Genomic DNA, 16491 nt, shown 5'->3' with positions numbered 1-16491 from the left:
CTCAGGCTTTGGGTCTGAAAAATAAGCTTTTAACATTTACGATCATCGTGGTTTTTTTAGTGATGATGTAAAGAGTAGAAAACCAACCTAATGGTCTAAAGATATCTAGGTGTAGTATATCAGGTTATCTTTGATGTTAGATTTCAAGTATAATGAACTCGATTTTATACTTCATCGTTTGGGCTGCATTGTTACAGGGTCTTTTTTTGGCCCTCATCTATATTTTTTCAAAGAAGCATGGAAGTTTTGCCAATACGCTTCTCGGCCTCTTTCTAATAGCTATCGTTATTGAGGCAATTACGGCAATTCATCCTTTTCGAACTATCGGCACATACACTTTGGCCGAGTATTTTGCATTACCTGATGTGATACTCTTTATCCCCATTCTTTTTTTGCATTTCGTACTGGAGAAACTGGGAAGTTCCCATAAGTACCGATTGTTTTTAAAGGTAAATTATTTCGTAGCACTATGCATTAGTCTTATTACATTGCTGAATCTCTATTTATTTTTCTTTGAATCATCGTCAATTTCGTCAACCTTTGACTTCTCGGTGGTGTACTGGTTTCATTTTGGTGTTAAATCGTATGCATTTCTTATCACGGTATACGCATTCTTCATAGCTTGGCAGGAAACCAGACGTTATAAAATCTTGGTTCAAAATGAATTTTCAGATTATAATTTACTACAAATCAATTGGTTACAATATTTAATCTATTTACTTCTTCCCGTCGTCGTTCTTTGGGGGGTAGCATTGCTAAGAGTTGTCATCGTAACTGACTTTTCAGATGATTTCGACATCCCGATATTTGGTCTTATTGCCTTATTTCTTTACTATCTGAGTTATAGGGCCTACCTACATCCAAACTTATTTGAAAGACTTCCTGAAAGTATATTGGAAAAGGAAAGTGCTAAACCCAATATTTCTGAGGATAGGGGCACTAAGGAAAACAGTGGCAGGATTGAAAAGTTGATGACCGAAAATGAGTATTATTTAGATCACGATCTGACCATTGGTACTTTTGCTAGGGAAGTAAACATCTCCCCACGTAAAATTTCTACTTGCATTAACCAAGACCTAGGGAAAAACTTCAATGAGTGGGTGAATGATTTCAGGGTCAAAAAAGCAAAGGAACTCCTTGAGCAGGACACAGATTATAGATTGTCTATTGAAGGTATCGGATTGGAATCAGGATTTAAGTCAAGGTCTGCACTTTATGCTGCATTTAAGAACAAGTTGGGATGCTCACCCGGAGAATATCGTAAAAGCAATTTTCCTGTTCATTGAGATATTTTTACACAACCTGCATCTTTCTTTCCGTAGTAATCATGTACAACCCGGAAAGCCATTGTAAAAACCTTCATTATCGCACCTGAAGCGGAATTGAATGTTTGGGTCGTTAAATAAGTCTATGTGGTAAAAGCTCGGCTTTTTTGTTGATAAATCGAGCATACCTTTCTATGGGATACTGTAAGGTTTTGCACAAAAAACCTACTTTTGTACCAACAGCAAAACAAAGTGAAAAGATAGGTTATGTCAGAACAGGTTGAACGATTGAAAACTTTGATAGTGGGCTCGGGACCAGCAGGCTATACTGCAGCGATTTATGCGGCACGCGCCGATTTAAAACCTGTAGTATATACGGGTATGGAACCTGGTGGCCAATTGACCACGACCACTGAGGTCGATAACTTTCCGGGGTACCCAGAGGGGGTCGATGGCCCTACCATGATGATACAACTGCAGCAACAGGCCGAGCGCTTTGGCACCGATGTCAGGGTAGGTATGGCCACTGCGGTTGAATTGAGCGATGAGGTTGGCGGAATTCATAAGGTGACCATTGACCATGACAAGGTGATCGAGGCCCAAACCATCATTATTTCAACCGGTGCTTCTGCAAAATATCTGAACATACCTAGTGAGCAACGCTTACGGGGCGGGGGTGTTTCAGCCTGCGCGGTCTGTGACGGATTTTTCTACAAAGGTCAGGAAGTGGCCATAGTGGGTGGCGGTGATACTGCAGCAGAAGAGGCCTCGTATTTGGCCAATATCTGCAAAAAAGTAACCATGCTGATCAGAAAAGACCATATGCGTGCTTCTAAAGCAATGCAGCATAGGGTAAATAGCCTTGATAATATTGAAATTAGGTATAACACCGAAGTTGATGAGGTATTGGGCGACCAAGTCGTTGAGGGTCTCAGGATGGTCAACAACCAAACAGGGGAGAAGGAAGAAATCGAGATCACAGGTCTTTTTATTGCCATTGGCCATACACCCAACACCGATATTTTTAAAGGCCAATTGAATATGGACGAAACTGGTTATATCATTACCGAAGGCAAGTCGACCAAAACCAATAAACCTGGTGTTTTTGCCAGTGGCGATGCCCAAGACAAAATATATCGCCAGGCCGTGACCGCTGCCGGTACGGGCTGTATGGCCGCTTTGGATGCCGAACGTTATTTGGCCACTGTTGAAACAAAAGAGACGGTAATCTCATAAAGAATAGTTCAAGCATAAAAAAAGGCCCTGTAATTTACAGGGCCTTTTTTGTTAATCTATCCGTTTATAATTTTCTGAAAACGTTCGATTTCCTTCTTCATCTAAACTTATTTGACTATACGTATCCTTTTTTAGATCCAGTTCGAAAATAAACTCTGTCAATGTGTCGAGAGCTTTCATCATTTCGGCATCTCCGTAGATAATGGTTTCATGAAGTTCATCTTCAGTGATATAGTAAGAACCGTACCCAAACCTACCGATAGATTCATTGGGTACATATCTAGACCACATCACTTTGCCGTTATAATACATTTTTACTTGCCGATAGCCTTCTGATTTTGGCTCGGTGCTTGAAATATTGACACCATCATCATAGTGGTGAAAGCTTACGAGTTCCCATGTGCCCTCGATAGAATGAAAAGGTTCACTTTTTTCATGATCGTTGAGTTCTGTGGCTGATATGAATATGAGCATCAAAAAAGCCAATCCTAATATTTTTTTCATGGCATAGTGTATTTAAATGAGGAAAATTTTTCACATAAAAGATACAATTTTTTTGTGGAATAATCAGAATATTGGTTGGCTTTTAAATGATGCGGCAATACATGGCCAAAACCATTGATTAAATGGTTTGTAAACAAAAAAGCCTTGATAAAAATCAAGGCCTTCAGATTGGTTATGATTGGTTGTTTGGTTTTGGTATATATTCAGTATTTGTGCACGCTGCCCGAAACCGATTTTTTCGCGGTGACCTGTGCTTCGCCCGTGTACGAAATGTCGGCACCACTATTGGCATCGGCTACCAATGATTCTGAAACATTTACTGAAATGTCAGACCCGCTACTGGCATCGGCCACACATTTTTTGGCCATCAATTCTCTAGCTCTGATATCGGCGCCACTGCTGGCATCGGCTTCCAATCTATCGGTAGTGCCCGAAACCTTTATGTCCGCGCCACTACTGGCATCTGCATATACTTCATTGGCCTCGATTTCGGCGTGTAGGTCAGATCCACTACTAGCATCAAGCGAAATTCTATCTGCCGTAAGCCTATTTTGTACTATTAAATCGGCCCCGCTTGATGTTTCCAAAGCCGTAACCGTTGGTAAGGTTACATGAATGTTTTTAGTGGCCCTGCCAATATTTTCTATGGTGTGTATTTTTAGTTTTCCATCCCTGATATCGGTAGCGATCAGATCGATGACATTTTCATCTGCCTCAACATCGATTCTGAATTCGTCACCTTGGGTTACGAAAACATCGAGGCCTTCAGCGGCGGAAACCTCTGTAAAGTCATCGGTTACTTTTCTTGATTCTTCGACTACAACCCCGTTGCCGGCCTTGCCTTTGCCAAAGTTGATGTCAAAGGCGCATGATGATGCGAAAAGGGCCAGTAGAAAGGCGATTGCGATTTTTGCTAGTGTTGTCATGATTGTTGTTTTAAAGATTGATTAAAATTCGTGTTTTTGTTGTCTATGTCGTACTAATGATTTCCCAATTGTCGAAAATGGCTACTGAGTTGTAATCAGTTGTTTTCATTGGCCTTGATTTCGACTCCGTCTTCATCGATTTTCATTTTGAAAGAGTCTGCTCCATCCTTTAAATCGATGTCGACACCATCTTCATTGATAATGATTTTCCCTTTGTCGTCATCATCATCATCATTTAGGTCGATGGGGCAGTTTTGGCATTTTAGTTCGCCATCGCTGCCCATTGACCATATGTAATCAACTATGCCACTACGGTATAGGTTGTGGTCATTTTTTGTGCTTCTTCCAATATGGCCCCTCACTGATCGATCAAACGTGACGACCTTGCCCGTAGGAATATAAACGGTAGTCCTGACCTCTTGTTGGCGGGCCTTGTTCGAAGTCGCTGTGGTAAAAAAATCGTTCAAGACGATTTCATTACCGCTTACCAGGTACCCATAATCTACTTTGGCAGCCCTTTCCCTGGCCTGCTTAAAGGTTTTGCCATGACTATCTTTTCTAACGTTGATGTAAAGAAGCGAATCTTCAGATTGTTTGATGTCAAAACGTATATCATCTGACATCAGAACCGGGTTATCATCTTTGTCATAAGAAAGAATCATTCTTCCGAAATGCATTTTCTCCATGCTGTGTTCCTGTTCAGAATCGTCCATTTTGATCTGAATGGTATCATTATCTTCCAAGAGCGCATATTCGATTTTCTCGTTGACGCTTCCCACGGTCGCAAATTCAGCCGCTTGGCGTACGCCCAAGGCAATAAGGGTTCCGATTGAGATAAGCCACAATCCCAATAAAGAGAACTTTGCAATATTTCCTATTGATTTCAAGTTGTTCACCAAAATCTTCAATCCTAAGTAAAGAAGGAAGAAAAAGGGAATGCCAATGGCAAAGAACAACAGTATTGATACCAACCAAACAGGTGCCCCTGAGGTATTGACAATATCATAAAAATCGATTCCAGGTACTTCGACCGCATCAACGATACCCACCGTGAACAGTCCGATAAACAACCCTATCAGGGTAGATGCACCAATGATGATCAATAGAATGCCGATGAATTTGGCAAACACCTTGAACAGAAACATAATAATGTCACCCAAGGTGTCGAAAAAGGTCTTGGAGCTGCTTTTGACCTTGTTGCCCACTTTTTCGTAGTCAACGTTTTTTACTTTGTCTGCAACATCACCAAACCCCTCTTTAACTTTGCGTTCTATATTGCTGATGTTGACTGGCTCCCCCGTCATGTCCAATTTTTGCGAGGTGGTGGCCGCTTCGGGCACTAAGATCCAAAGAACGATATAGGCAATGAGCCCAAAACCACTGCCAAAAATGGCGAGCAGAATGAATATGATACGTATCCATAACGCATCAAAGCCAAGGTAGTGCTCTAAGCCTGCGCTGACACCGCCGATATACTTGTGGTCGATGTCGCGGTACAATTTCTTTACCCTTCGGGTTTCAGAAGTGGTTTTTTTCTTGGGTTCATCTTCAAAAATGTCTTCATCGACCATATAGTCTTCTGGCTGCCCCATGACCTCTATGACCGCATCAACCTCTTTTTGGGTGATGACTTGGCGCTCATGCTCCATTTTCTCTGAAAAGAGTTCTGCGATACGTGCCTCGATATCGGCAATGATCTCATCACTGCCCGAGGTGCCCGCAAACGAACGCTTGATGGCCTCGAGATAGCGTCTCAATTTGTTATACGCTTCTTCATCGATGTGAAAGAAGGTATTGGCGAGATTTATATTTACTGTCTTGTTCATTTTCTGATTGTTATTTTTCGTTGGTTACGAGATTTACGGCATTTCGAAGTTCATCCCAAGTACCGTTGAGTTCTTTTAAAAATAGTTGGCCCGTTTCTGTGAGTCCGTAATATTTACGTGGTGGCCCTGAAGTCGACTCTTCCCAACGATAGTTGAGCAGGCCCGCATTCTTCAATCGGGTCAGCAAGGGGTAAATGGTGCCCTCGACCACGAGCATCTTAGCGTCTTTGAGGGCTCCGAGTATCTCAGAGGCATACTTGTCACTATCTTTGAGAATAGACAATATACAGTACTCAAGAACCCCTTTGCGCATTTGTGCTTTTGTGTTTTCTATGTTCATAATTACATGGTTCTTATTTAATTAACTGTTCGTTTTTTGTTTCCACCCAGTCCCCTGTGATGAGCAGGGGAGTGGAAACGTGTTTTTGATTGATTGATGACTGTTCGTTTTTTGATTGATCTGATTTCGTTTTTTTGTTCCGATGACTCCCGATAGCTATCGGGACGGGACGGTAGATGAATAACTCCTTGTTTTTATGGTTTTACTTAATAAATTTTATGGTAAACGGGTATTTGAACTCTTCTCCTTCATTGGTTCTGATCGTCGCCAAGATGGTATAGACCACATTGATGACCACCAGTGCCGCTTGCATAAGCCCAACAATGCCCACGGGCCAAAAAAATCGGCCAAACCTAAAATCGTCACTACTGATATGAATATCAAGATTGTTGAAATCATTTAGGTGGTGCAGGCCTAAAAACTTCCAATCAAATACATCGGGCAAAAAACCGATGAAAAAGGGTACACTGATCAGACCCACTACGATGGCGTAGAGCAGCATGCTGATTTGAAAGTTCAGGGCCTGTTTGCCATTGTAATCGACGAATTCATGCTCTTTTTTGTTGGCGGTCCATAAAATCAATGGAAATATGAAATTGCCAAAGGGTATAAAGTACTTAGAAAAGGTCGACGCATGTATGAGGGCCGAGAGATTTCGTTCGTGTTTGGTCAAGGTTGTTGCCATTTTTGATCGATGATTTTTAGGTTGATAAATGGTTTACCTATTAGCTTACGATGCAAATATATATCCAAAAGATGGTACTATGCAAAACAAAGTACTATAAATTAACATATTTTTAACATTTTAGGATTGGATAATTTTAGCTACTTTTAGTGTCCATAAATCTCAAAAATGGCTGAAAATACCAGTAAATTCAATGCTTTTCTATTCTTTAAACTGCCATCGGCGTGGTGGTGCGGCGTACGGTTGCGTTATATAGATGGTACCAAAGCGGTGACCACGGTAACGCATCGATGGGTGAACCAGAACCCGTTCAAATCGATGTTTTGGGCCGTTCAGGGCATGGCGGCAGAGCTGAGTACGGGGGCCATGGTCATCGGGCAAATTCAAAAAAGTGGTAGAAAGATCTCGATGCTCGTACAGAACAACAATGCCCATTTTTCAAAAAAGGCCACGGGCAAGATCACCTTTACCTGTGAAGATGGCCATTTGATCGCCGATGCAATTCAAAAAACGATCGAAACGGGAGAGGGACAGAAGTTTTGGATGAAGTCCGTAGGGGTCAATAAAGATGGGATAGTGGTCAGTACGTTTAATTTTGAGTGGACGATTAAATTAAAAAGGTAAAAGGTCGGGGTTTTACGTTGATGGAATCGGAATTGTAACAAAATCCCAAACTTCTCAACCTATAAACATATAAACTTCTAAACAGCTACAAAAAATGAACAATCACGAAATAGACTATGAAATTTATGGGGAAGAAATGCAATATGTCGAGATTGAGCTCGATCCCCAAGAGGCCGTCGTGGCCGAGGCCGGTAGTTTTATGATGATGGATACCGACATCAAGATGGACACCATCTTTGGTGACGGTTCGAATCAAGATAAGGGGGTCTTGGGCAAGATATTCTCTGCCGGCAAACGGGTCTTGACCGGTGAAAGCCTTTTTATGACCGCTTTTTTGAACGTTGGGCAGGGCAAGAAGAGTGTCAGTTTTGCCTCTCCTTACCCCGGTAAGATTGTGCCCATCGACCTTTCTGAAAAGGGGGGCAAGTTTATCTGCCAAAAAGATGCCTTTCTCTGTGCCGCCAAAGGCGTACGGGTGGGCATTGAGTTTTCAAAACGATTGGGCCGGGGCCTGTTTGGCGGTGAGGGCTTTATCATGCAAAAACTGGAGGGTGATGGTATGGCCTTTGTACATGCCGGCGGCACCTTGGCCAAAAAAGAATTGGCGGCTGGCGAGGTGCTCAAAGTCGATACGGGCTGTATTGTGGGCTTTTCACAACACGTCGATTATGATATTCAGTTCGTGGGCGGAATCAAAAACACCATTTTTGGCGGTGAGGGGTTGTTCTTCGCCACGCTTCGAGGTCCTGGTACAGTGTATATTCAATCTCTTCCGTTCAGTCGATTGGCCGGTCGCGTGTGGGCGGCGGCCCCCAAGGGAGGCGGAAAAGACAAAGGCGAGGGCAGTATTTTGGGAGGACTGGGAGACCTTCTTGATGGAGATAACCGGTTTTAGGGGTTTGATGCTCGGTGCCAGATGTATGATGTCAGTTGTTGAATCATCATTTTAGGGATAGAGCGGAAAGTGGATAATTTGGCGAAATTCAAATTTGAGAAGTTGCATATTTGGCGGGATGCCATGGATTTAGGAGAACAGATAAATTCCCTGACAGACGATTTTCCCAAAAAAGAAATGTACAATTTGTCATCCCAAATTTGTCGCGCTGCTGATTCTGTTGCCCTGAATATCTCTGAAGGGTCAATCATTCAATCAAAACCCGAGTTTAGAAAGTTTCTTGGATATTCTGCTCGTTCACTTGCTGAAGTAGTTACTTGTTTGCATAAATCCAAACTTAGAAAGTATATCTCAGAGGATAAATTTCAAGAGTTATATGATGATGCTTTTAAACTGATGAACATGATTATCGCTTTTCGAAATAAGTTATAATATTGCTTATGAGTACCCAACATCCAGCATCGCATACCAAACATCGAGCGTCAAACATTAAACATCTAACATCAAGCATCGAACATTCAACAACATGAATTTCAAGAACCTATTCAACTTTTTAGAGAAGCTTCAAAAAAACAACAATAAAGAATGGATGGATGCCAACCGCAAGTGGTACCATCAAGTTCGCAATGATTTCATCGCTTGGCTCGATGGGTTGGATGCCACTTTGGCCGAACAAGATAGGGACTATTACGCCACACCTGGCAAGAAGGGCATCAACCGCATCAACAATAATTTGATGTTCCATCCCAATAAACCAGTGTACAAAGACCATTTCGGGGCTGGTTTGGACAAGGCACCCCGCTCGGCAGATTTCTATCTCCATATCGGGGTTAATGAGTGCATGTTGGCCGGGGGGTTTTGGCGGCCTGAAACGAAGGTCCTTAAGAATATTAGGGACGGCATAGATTATAACGGCGAAGAATTGATGAAGATCATCAACAAGAAGTCGTTTCAAAAGACTTTTGGTGATTTGTACGAAGATGAGAAGTTGATCAATGCCCCGAAAGGGTTTTCAAATGACCATCCGCATATAGACTTGTTGAAAAATAAATCATTCGCCGTGGTCAGGGAAATTACGAAACAAGATGTGCTGCACCCCGATTTTGATCAAACGGTCTTGACCACTTATTTTGAGATGCTACCGTTCAGAAGGTATTTGAACGAAGCGGCGATGCTCTAGTCACTTGACCGTTCAATAGCACAAATAAATTCTCCATCCTATGAAATACGGAAACGTTCGAAACATCAAAAAAGAGCTGCTCTCAGACAATTGGTATTCGCTGAACAGAGTGACCTTTGAATATCAGCGTGAAGATGGTAGTTGGGAAACGCAGATTCGCGAGGCCTATGACCGGGGCAATGGTGCAGTAATATTACTCTACAACAAAGAAAAGGGTACGGTGGTATTGACCAGACAATTTCGTATGCCCACCTATTTGAACGGAAATGAAGACGGAATGATGATCGAAGCCTGCGCAGGCATTTTGGAAAAGGGAAATGCAATCGAAACCATTAAAATGGAGGTTCTGGAAGAAACGGGCTATCACATTGAGAAAGTTGAAAAGGTATTGGAATCGTACATGTCGCCCGGATCGGTCACCGAGATACTTCATTTTTTTATCGGGGAATATGATTCCCACATGAAGAAAACCGAAGGGGGCGGATCATCAGAAGAGACAGAGAACATCGAGGTGCTCGAAATGCCCTTCAGGGAAGCACTGACAATGATGAAATCGGGAGAGATCAGGGATGCCAAGACCATTATGCTACTGCAATATGCCCAGATCAATGACTTGATCTGACGTTTCGGTTCAATACGTGTCCCGAATAAATTCAAAGGTTTCTTGCATACGCTTTTTTACCTCTGATGAAGCCACGCGAAAATGGTTGTTCATAAAACTGAAGGTCAATGTTTTACCTGATTTGGTAATCAAATAACCGCTGAGGTTGTGATTATTGCCCAAGCTTCCTGTTTTTGCGTAGATGTAGGGTTCAGTAGTACCAGCGTACCAATCTTCAAGTGTGCCCGACACGCCACCTGCCGGAAAAAGCTCAAACAGTCGTGCCTGTGGAATTTCATTGTACATTCTGTGAAGCACGTGAACCATTGATTCTGGGGTAAAAAGGTTGTAGCGTGAGAGTCCAGATCCGTCGACCCATCGGGGCGGTTGCCTCAAATCGGCCAGCAACGTGTCAACGACAAACTGTTTGGCCCTATTGGTATTCAAGGTATCCGACAGGGTAGAGGAAGCCATGACAAGTAACTGTTCGGCCAAGAAGTTATCGCTTTCGAGCATCATCATGCGGCAGATGGAATCTCGCGAAATACCATATACCACCTTCTTTTCAGCCTGGGGCATTTCATTTATTAGGGATACCTTTTTTTGTAAGACATTCTCTAAAAGACTCCGTACCAATGTACTGTCGATTAAAAAGGGAATTGCTACGGTATCTTTTCTGGTCGTATTGAAATAAAAGGTGTTCTTGTATTCTTCCCTTTGCACGGGATAGTCGAGGGGCACCACGTTATCTGCAAAGAATGGCGGCGATACGTTTAGGGAGTCCCCCTGAAAGACAGTGACCACATTTCCATAGAGGGGCAGCACACTTTTTTCAGGGGAAAAATACCATTGGTAATCTTCCCAGGCCCAGCCGGGAGCGAAACGGGTATCTACAAAATTATTGAGATGAAGCGCCACATGGGAATATTGTTTCATGAGATTTATGGAGGTACTGTCTCCAAAATAGGGGTGTAGCAAAGAAGGGTCGCCCGTGCCCTCCACAAAAATAGTGTCATTTTGTGCCACATATTGCAATGTGGGCACTTCATCGGGAAGCATTTTCAGGGAAGCAAAGAGGGTAAAGATTTTCGTATTGCTGGCCGGGGTAAAATACCTATGGCCGTTATGGCTGAACAATGTGTCTTTTGTATTCTGGTCGATTACCAAAAAACCTGTAAAATGGTTGTTGAAAAGGTTCTGGGCAAGTTGGTCACGAAGGTGTTTTTGTACTTTTTTTTGCTTGGCGGTGGCACATCCCCCCAAAGTTGCCATTGCTATTGCACCACAAAGCCAAAATAGTGTAATTCGCTGTTTTAAAACAAGTTGCATATTTCCATTTGTCGACTTTAACAACTATTTATCTAATTTTTAACTCGAAATCCCTAACAAGATATACCTTTTATGAGTAACTTGGGGAACAACCTATTAACCCAAATAAACATTTTCATATATGGCTAGAGCTATGTTAGAGTACACCAAAACTGTCTTACAAAAAGTTAGTTTTGATGCCAAACTCTTTGCAAGAGAACTAAAAAAAGCAATCTCAAGGCTATTACCTAGCGAAATTGAAGAACTCAAAGTCTGGCTGCAGTACTTTGTGATGGACAAGCCAGAGCTTCAGAACACGCTCATCTATTTAAAAGCATAAAAAGCCGCCCATTTCGGGCGGTTTTTTTTATTGACCTTTGTTCAAGGGGCTTATGATCTTCACATCCTGAAAAGCAATGGCACCCCTGACAATGCCCGATATCACATCTTTCAAAGCTTCTGTAATCTGAATTTTCAACTCACTTTTGTGATGTATCAAACTTATTTCACGGGCAGGGGCGGGATTCTTGAAGTGTTTTAGGTTTTGCTTCTTTTTAGTGTCCAGTTCCAAGGTGTTCAGGTAGGGGAGCAGGGTCATGCCCATACCTTCGTTCGATAGATTGACCAAGGTCTCGAAGCTACCGCTTTCAATTTGAAAATGTTCGGTGATGTTGTTTCGTGATGATTGACAGAGATTGATGACACCATCACGAAAACAATGCCCGTCTTGTAGCAACAACACGTCTTCAATGTTCAAATCCTCAACAGAAAGTTCTTTGGTGCCGGCCAACCGATGACTGTTCGGCACGTAACCCACAAAAGGCTCATAGTAAAGTGGTTTTTCTTTGATGTATTCTATTTCCAACGGTGTAGCAGCGATGGCCGCATCGAGATGGCCGTCATGAATGTTACGTATCAAGGTTTCAGTGGGCTGTTCTTTGATGATCAAGTTCACCTTTGGGTATCGCTTGACAAAAGTGGGAAGAAACATCGGAAGCAAAGTGGGCATCACCGTTGGTATGATACCCAAAGTGAAATCACCCCCGATGAAGCCTTTATCTTGATCCACTATATCTTTTATGCGCTCGGCCTCAGCGACAATATTTTTGGCCTGATCGACGATTTTTTTTCCTACTTCGGTGATGGAAATTGGTTTTTTACCGCGATCAAAGATGAGCACATCAAGCTCATCTTCGAGCTTTTGCACCTGCATGCTCAGGGTAGGTTGGGTAACAAAGCTTTTTTGAGCGGCCAAAGTGAAGTTTCGGTACTCTGCAACGGCCAATACATATTGTAATTGTGTGATGGTCATAATGAATAATTAGTGGCAATAAATATATAAAAACTATCGATAAATCTTATTGTGATAACAATATTCAATCTAATAAATTTATAATGAATTAAAAATTATGAACATGAGATTGAATAGTATTGGATTGAATGCAGAAAAATCACAAGCGTTAAGCAATGATTTGAATGTGCTATTGGCAAATTTTCAACGTTACTACCAAAATTTACGGGGAATACACTGGAATATCAAGGGAAAGCGTTTTTTTGACCTTCACGTGAAGTTTGAAGAGCTTTACAACGATGCGAATCTTAAAGTGGACGAAATCGCTGAACGGGTTCTTACATTGGGCGGTGTGCCCCAGCATACCTTTGAAGATTATATCGAACAGTCTAAAGTACCTGTGGGAAAGAACATCACCCATGATGAGGAAGCTATTCGCTTGATTGTCGATTCATTGAAAGAATTGCTGATCATTGAGCGAAAGATACTCGATGCCTCTGATGAAGCCGCTGATGAAGGTACAAATGCCATGATGAGCGACTTCATCACCGAGCAGGAAAAAACAGTTTGGATGATGAAAGCATGGTTGGCAGAAGAAATCTGATCACGGCAAAACGAAAAAGTAAAAGCCCCGATGTCACACCGGGGCTTTCTTGATTTAAGAATTGGTTGCATAAATTGATTGATGATTTTTTAAACCGCTAGAACCGAATGTTGAGTGTCAAATCTTCACTGGCTACTTCAAATTTGGCACTTTCAAAAGTTGGTGGGCCCATGAGCATTTCGTTGCCTGACATACCATAGTTTTCTTTGGGCATACCGTTTTCATCAAAGTCCATTCGATTGTTTTCATTTTTGTCATGTAGCACCATTATGGCGAAGGTGCCTGGCTCCACATTCTCAAATGTAAGGGTGACTTCACCCTTTTTTGCTTCTGCCTCGACATTCTTGATTCCTGGACCTTTCATAAAGGTTTCCTGCGAATGCAGTGATGCCGTTACCTTGCCATCATCAGAAAGCATGTTTTCAATGGTGACCGTTACGGTAACGCCTAGGTTATCTTGGGCAGTGGCCAAGAGGCCCGTAAAAAGTAATCCTAAAAAGAATGATAGTGTTTTCATGGTTTTCTGTTTATCAGTTTTTCAATGGCACAAAAGTGAAACAATCCCACCAGCGGTATAAATTTTGACTACCGAATTGTTGTTTTTTTGTTCCAAGCTGTATTTCAGATGGCTTTTTGCGGTAATGCTGAAGAGAATGTTGACGGGAAAACCTTTCTGGTTGATGAGAGCGAATACAAGAACATGATCACTATTGGCAAATAGATTGTTGGCAGGGCATCAAAACCCTTTTCTTGGTATTGTACTTAAAAGATCATGAACATTCCAAAACCGGTTTCAGCCAATTTGTACCTAGTAAAAAATAACAGTGCCCATATCATAAAAGAGTATTTTTCTTACAGCTTTTTAAGAAAATGGCGCAATTCATCGAAAAAATTGGTCTTTCATCTAGAATCTATGTAATATTACAAGGCAATCCCAAATGCAGACTTAGCCTATGTTTCAGTACTACCCTTTCTTTGAATACTTCTTGTACGTACAGCTTTTGATATTTGCGGTTCTGTATTTATTGGGGATTATGATTAACCCGAAATACGCAGCTTATGGTCTCAAATACTCCCCCCGGTACTAAACCTTGGTGCGTTGCGAACAAAGGTCGTTTGGTTTTGGTACTCCTTTTTCTGATAGTAGTGCCTTTGGCCCGTTCACAGAGCGAAAACCCTTATGTGGCCTATAACGTTCCTTTTCAGAACTTGATGAAGTTCAATCGGTTTTTGATCAATCCTACCTTTTCTGCGGTACGGGAAGACAAGACCTATCTCAATTTTTTTCATCGCAGCCAAAGTTCGAATTTTGAAGACAATGCCCAGAACTATTTTCTGAGCTATAGCGCGCGTTTAAATGACCGAACAGGTCTTGGCCTCAGTGTCTACAACCAACAATCGGGCATTATATCAAATATTGGGGTGATGGCAAACTATGCCCATGGCATTCGGTTGGGCAGAAATAGTGACCTTAGTTTTGGCTTTAATTTGCCGTATTACAAGAGTAGTTTTGATGAAAGTAGGGCCGTTGCCCTACAAGATGATCCCTTGCTCGATGATTTGGACGATAGTTCCATTATTTCATTTCAGCCGGGGCTAAATCTTTCTTTGGGAAGATTTGATTTTGGCGTTTTTGCCCAAAACCTGCTCGATTTCAACCTAAAGAGCGGTGAGACACTTTCAAATATGAACGAGAAGACCTTTTCAGGTCACATACAATATGCCCACGAATTCAAAAATGGAAATGGTATTTTGGAAGATGGCCGTTTGATGCCCCTTGCCCGTGCAAGGTTTGAGGGCGAGCAAGACCCTGTTTTTGGAGGCGGATTGATTCTTGACCTACCCAAACTGGGTTGGATCCAAGGGGGGTATGATCAATTTTATGGCGCTTCAGCAGGCACAGGGTTCAATTTGAACAAACGACTTTCATTCGGATATAATTTTGAGAAAAGCCTTAGCGGGTCACTGGGCAACCTAGGGGTGACCCATGAAATCTCGGTAGCATACTCTTTCGTCCCAAATCTTACCAGAAACACCTATGCTTCCGAAGATGTTGATCAAGACGATGAGTTGGCCGCGGTCGAAAAAGAGGTTGAAAAACCCAAAAAACGACCAGATTTGAGTCCGTTGCAAAAAGAACTGGCCGAAATCAAAGACCAGCAACGTATGAATCTGGCCATTATCGATGAATTGATTTTCAGGTTAGATTCCATGGAGACCAATCGTCAGCGAGATTTAGAGCAACGGTTTGAAATGGTCATGAAGATGGTTCGCCTTGAGAATAAGCAGAACAAGCCTGAAATAGAGAAAAAGGCCGAAGCGCTTTTCTTGGCCAAGAACGTGAAAGCAGAAACCTTTAAAAATGATATAGCGGCAATAACCAGGAATGAACGGAAGAATAAGCCCCAAAAAGGGGTATTTACCGGTGGGGCGTTCAAGCCCATTGAGAAGTACATCAAACTAGATGGTATTGGCAAAGGGCATTATATTGTGGTCAATGTCTTTGGAAATGAAAACTACCTACACCGCTTCATCAAAAAGTTGAAAGATGAGGGTTTGAACCCTGAGTATTTCAAAAACCCTGAAAACGGACTGAACTATGTGTATTTGGCCTACTATGACAATGACATGGCGGCCCGTACCGCCTATACCTCACAGTTGAACGGAAAATATGATCAAGACATGTGGATCATGCATGTTGAGAACCCAAGATATTCAAACTACGCCGAGACGTTGTTTGATGAAGAGTGATTGTTCGGTCATACTCCTTTGCTAATGGGAGTTGATCTAGAAATGGCCCTCGCCCCGGGCCATTTCTTTTTTTAACCCGCTTCCAACTGGTCCCTTTTTCCAACTATTTCGACCAGCCAATAAATAAGTTGCCCGATTCCACCCACAAAAATGAAGAGCAGAATCCATACCACCAATAAGCTATTGCCCTTCAGATTAGGATTCTGTACGGCATGCACGATATAAAAGACCAAACTCGATAGTGAAACCAGAATGATCAAAACTATACAGCCCATAAACCAAGCAATGTTGCCCAGTATCATTGAGGGCGATACGTCTCCATTATGCGCTTCGGCAGCCTCAATGTCAGCTACCAGGTTAAAGACGAAATACATATAGAGTACAATAGAAAGTATACCTATGAATATGGGGGCCAGGGCAAAAAAGGCTTGCCAAAATTTTGAATGTAGCATGGT

General features: G+C 42.2%; 19 protein-coding genes. 10 read left to right on the top strand and 9 right to left on the bottom strand.

The genetic code is table 11. The features are described 5' to 3' along the window. The first annotated feature begins 152 nt into the window (after nucleotides 1–152). The gene (locus tag L0P89_RS00900; protein ID WP_235266522.1) at nucleotides 153–1286 is read left to right on the top strand and encodes a helix-turn-helix domain-containing protein; all 1134 of its coding nucleotides are present in this window, start codon (nucleotides 153–155) and stop codon (nucleotides 1284–1286) included. A gap of 246 nt (nucleotides 1287–1532) precedes the next feature. Next, nucleotides 1533–2501 carry a thioredoxin-disulfide reductase gene (gene trxB / locus L0P89_RS00895; protein ID WP_235266521.1) on the top strand — a complete coding sequence of 323 codons (969 nt, stop codon included), beginning with the start codon at nucleotides 1533–1535 and terminating at the stop codon, nucleotides 2499–2501. A gap of 51 nt (nucleotides 2502–2552) precedes the next feature. On the opposite strand, the gene L0P89_RS00890 is transcribed toward trxB, so the two are convergent. The 5 genes from L0P89_RS00890 to L0P89_RS00870 form a co-directional block, all read right to left on the bottom strand. Next, a complete protein-coding gene (locus L0P89_RS00890) occupies nucleotides 2553–3005 on the bottom strand; it encodes a hypothetical protein (protein WP_235266520.1) in 453 nt (150 codons plus the stop codon). Nucleotides 3006–3208: 203 nt separating this feature from the next. Continuing rightward, complete coding sequence (locus L0P89_RS00885) at nucleotides 3209–3931, bottom strand: head GIN domain-containing protein (RefSeq protein WP_235266519.1); 723 nt, start codon at nucleotides 3929–3931, stop codon at nucleotides 3209–3211. 95 nt (nucleotides 3932–4026) lie between these two features. Continuing rightward, a complete protein-coding gene (locus L0P89_RS00880; RefSeq protein WP_235266518.1) occupies nucleotides 4027–5757 on the bottom strand; it encodes a PspC domain-containing protein in 1731 nt (576 codons plus the stop codon). A 10-nt stretch (nucleotides 5758–5767) separates the two neighbouring features. Continuing rightward, a complete protein-coding gene (locus L0P89_RS00875; RefSeq protein ID WP_235266517.1) occupies nucleotides 5768–6097 on the bottom strand; it encodes a PadR family transcriptional regulator in 330 nt (109 codons plus the stop codon). A 202-nt stretch (nucleotides 6098–6299) separates the two neighbouring features. Further along, nucleotides 6300–6782: a DUF4870 domain-containing protein gene (locus tag L0P89_RS00870; protein WP_235266516.1), complete on the bottom strand. Its 483-nt coding sequence runs from the start codon at nucleotides 6780–6782 to the stop codon at nucleotides 6300–6302. Nucleotides 6783–6950: 168 nt separating this feature from the next. On the opposite strand from L0P89_RS00870, the gene L0P89_RS00865 reads away from it, so the two are divergent. The 5 genes from L0P89_RS00865 (at nucleotide 6951) to L0P89_RS00845 (ending at nucleotide 10103) form a co-directional block, all read left to right on the top strand. After that, complete coding sequence (locus tag L0P89_RS00865) at nucleotides 6951–7406, top strand: DUF4442 domain-containing protein (RefSeq protein ID WP_235266515.1); 456 nt, start codon at nucleotides 6951–6953, stop codon at nucleotides 7404–7406. Between the two features lie 94 nt (nucleotides 7407–7500). After that, complete coding sequence (locus L0P89_RS00860) at nucleotides 7501–8301, top strand: TIGR00266 family protein (protein WP_235266514.1); 801 nt, start codon at nucleotides 7501–7503, stop codon at nucleotides 8299–8301. A 69-nt stretch (nucleotides 8302–8370) separates the two neighbouring features. Then, the gene (locus L0P89_RS00855; protein ID WP_262911459.1) at nucleotides 8371–8733 is read left to right on the top strand and encodes a four helix bundle protein; all 363 of its coding nucleotides are present in this window, start codon (nucleotides 8371–8373) and stop codon (nucleotides 8731–8733) included. A 94-nt stretch (nucleotides 8734–8827) separates the two neighbouring features. After that, a complete protein-coding gene (locus tag L0P89_RS00850; RefSeq protein ID WP_235266512.1) occupies nucleotides 8828–9481 on the top strand; it encodes a DUF2461 domain-containing protein in 654 nt (217 codons plus the stop codon). Between the two features lie 40 nt (nucleotides 9482–9521). Further along, nucleotides 9522–10103 (top strand): NUDIX domain-containing protein, encoded by a 582-nt coding sequence (locus L0P89_RS00845; RefSeq protein WP_235266511.1) that lies wholly within the window; start codon nucleotides 9522–9524, stop codon nucleotides 10101–10103. A 9-nt stretch (nucleotides 10104–10112) separates the two neighbouring features. On the opposite strand, the gene L0P89_RS00840 is transcribed toward L0P89_RS00845, so the two are convergent. Then, the gene (locus tag L0P89_RS00840; RefSeq protein ID WP_235266510.1) at nucleotides 10113–11354 is read right to left on the bottom strand and encodes a D-alanyl-D-alanine carboxypeptidase/D-alanyl-D-alanine-endopeptidase; all 1242 of its coding nucleotides are present in this window, start codon (nucleotides 11352–11354) and stop codon (nucleotides 10113–10115) included. A 178-nt stretch (nucleotides 11355–11532) separates the two neighbouring features. Here L0P89_RS00840 and L0P89_RS00835 point away from each other — a divergent pair, with 178 nt between their 5' ends. Further along, on the top strand, nucleotides 11533–11730 hold the full coding sequence (locus L0P89_RS00835; protein ID WP_235266509.1) for a hypothetical protein: 198 nt from the start codon (nucleotides 11533–11535) through the stop codon (nucleotides 11728–11730). A gap of 27 nt (nucleotides 11731–11757) precedes the next feature. Here the strand turns inward: L0P89_RS00835 and L0P89_RS00830 are convergent, their stop codons facing one another. Further along, nucleotides 11758–12702, bottom strand: coding sequence for a LysR substrate-binding domain-containing protein (locus L0P89_RS00830; protein WP_235266508.1), 945 nt, complete (start codon nucleotides 12700–12702; stop codon nucleotides 11758–11760). 103 nt (nucleotides 12703–12805) lie between these two features. Between L0P89_RS00830 and L0P89_RS00825 the strand changes: the two genes are divergently transcribed. Continuing rightward, nucleotides 12806–13285 (top strand): Dps family protein, encoded by a 480-nt coding sequence (locus tag L0P89_RS00825; protein ID WP_235266507.1) that lies wholly within the window; start codon nucleotides 12806–12808, stop codon nucleotides 13283–13285. 97 nt (nucleotides 13286–13382) lie between these two features. On the opposite strand, the gene L0P89_RS00820 is transcribed toward L0P89_RS00825, so the two are convergent. After that, nucleotides 13383–13802: a DUF2141 domain-containing protein gene (locus L0P89_RS00820; protein WP_235266506.1), complete on the bottom strand. Its 420-nt coding sequence runs from the start codon at nucleotides 13800–13802 to the stop codon at nucleotides 13383–13385. A gap of 542 nt (nucleotides 13803–14344) precedes the next feature. Between L0P89_RS00820 and L0P89_RS00815 the strand changes: the two genes are divergently transcribed. Further along, on the top strand, nucleotides 14345–16036 hold the full coding sequence (locus L0P89_RS00815; RefSeq protein ID WP_235266505.1) for a type IX secretion system membrane protein PorP/SprF: 1692 nt from the start codon (nucleotides 14345–14347) through the stop codon (nucleotides 16034–16036). A 71-nt stretch (nucleotides 16037–16107) separates the two neighbouring features. Here L0P89_RS00815 and L0P89_RS00810 read toward each other — a convergent pair whose 3' ends face one another. Then, complete coding sequence (locus tag L0P89_RS00810; protein WP_235266504.1) at nucleotides 16108–16488, bottom strand: hypothetical protein; 381 nt, start codon at nucleotides 16486–16488, stop codon at nucleotides 16108–16110. Between the last annotated feature and the right edge of the window lie 3 nt (nucleotides 16489–16491).

Origin of the sequence: Muricauda sp. SCSIO 65647 (assembly GCF_021534965.1) — a bacterium.
Lineage (GTDB): Bacteria > Bacteroidota > Bacteroidia > Flavobacteriales > Flavobacteriaceae > Flagellimonas_A.
Note: the sequence above shows the minus strand (reverse complement) of the source record. Positions and strands in the feature narration are given on the sequence as shown.

Bases quoted from the DNA above. Each gene is read 5' to 3' on its own strand.
- L0P89_RS00900 (WP_235266522.1), top strand. From the start codon at position 153: ATGAACTCGATTTTATACTTCATCGTTTGGGCTGCATTGTTACAGGGT.
- trxB (WP_235266521.1), top strand. From the start codon at position 1,533: ATGTCAGAACAGGTTGAACGATTGAAAACTTTGATAGTGGGCTCGGGA.
- L0P89_RS00890 (WP_235266520.1), bottom strand. From the start codon at position 3,005: ATGAAAAAAATATTAGGATTGGCTTTTTTGATGCTCATATTCATATCA.
- L0P89_RS00885 (WP_235266519.1), bottom strand. From the start codon at position 3,931: ATGACAACACTAGCAAAAATCGCAATCGCCTTTCTACTGGCCCTTTTC.
- L0P89_RS00880 (WP_235266518.1), bottom strand. From the start codon at position 5,757: ATGAACAAGACAGTAAATATAAATCTCGCCAATACCTTCTTTCACATC.
- L0P89_RS00875 (WP_235266517.1), bottom strand. From the start codon at position 6,097: ATGAACATAGAAAACACAAAAGCACAAATGCGCAAAGGGGTTCTTGAG.
- L0P89_RS00870 (WP_235266516.1), bottom strand. From the start codon at position 6,782: ATGGCAACAACCTTGACCAAACACGAACGAAATCTCTCGGCCCTCATA.
- L0P89_RS00865 (WP_235266515.1), top strand. From the start codon at position 6,951: ATGGCTGAAAATACCAGTAAATTCAATGCTTTTCTATTCTTTAAACTG.
- L0P89_RS00860 (WP_235266514.1), top strand. From the start codon at position 7,501: ATGAACAATCACGAAATAGACTATGAAATTTATGGGGAAGAAATGCAA.
- L0P89_RS00850 (WP_235266512.1), top strand. From the start codon at position 8,828: ATGAATTTCAAGAACCTATTCAACTTTTTAGAGAAGCTTCAAAAAAAC.
- L0P89_RS00845 (WP_235266511.1), top strand. From the start codon at position 9,522: ATGAAATACGGAAACGTTCGAAACATCAAAAAAGAGCTGCTCTCAGAC.
- L0P89_RS00840 (WP_235266510.1), bottom strand. From the start codon at position 11,354: ATGGCAACTTTGGGGGGATGTGCCACCGCCAAGCAAAAAAAAGTACAA.
- L0P89_RS00835 (WP_235266509.1), top strand. From the start codon at position 11,533: ATGGCTAGAGCTATGTTAGAGTACACCAAAACTGTCTTACAAAAAGTT.
- L0P89_RS00830 (WP_235266508.1), bottom strand. From the start codon at position 12,702: ATGACCATCACACAATTACAATATGTATTGGCCGTTGCAGAGTACCGA.
- L0P89_RS00825 (WP_235266507.1), top strand. From the start codon at position 12,806: ATGAGATTGAATAGTATTGGATTGAATGCAGAAAAATCACAAGCGTTA.
- L0P89_RS00820 (WP_235266506.1), bottom strand. From the start codon at position 13,802: ATGAAAACACTATCATTCTTTTTAGGATTACTTTTTACGGGCCTCTTG.
- L0P89_RS00815 (WP_235266505.1), top strand. From the start codon at position 14,345: ATGGTCTCAAATACTCCCCCCGGTACTAAACCTTGGTGCGTTGCGAAC.
- L0P89_RS00810 (WP_235266504.1), bottom strand. From the start codon at position 16,488: ATGCTACATTCAAAATTTTGGCAAGCCTTTTTTGCCCTGGCCCCCATA.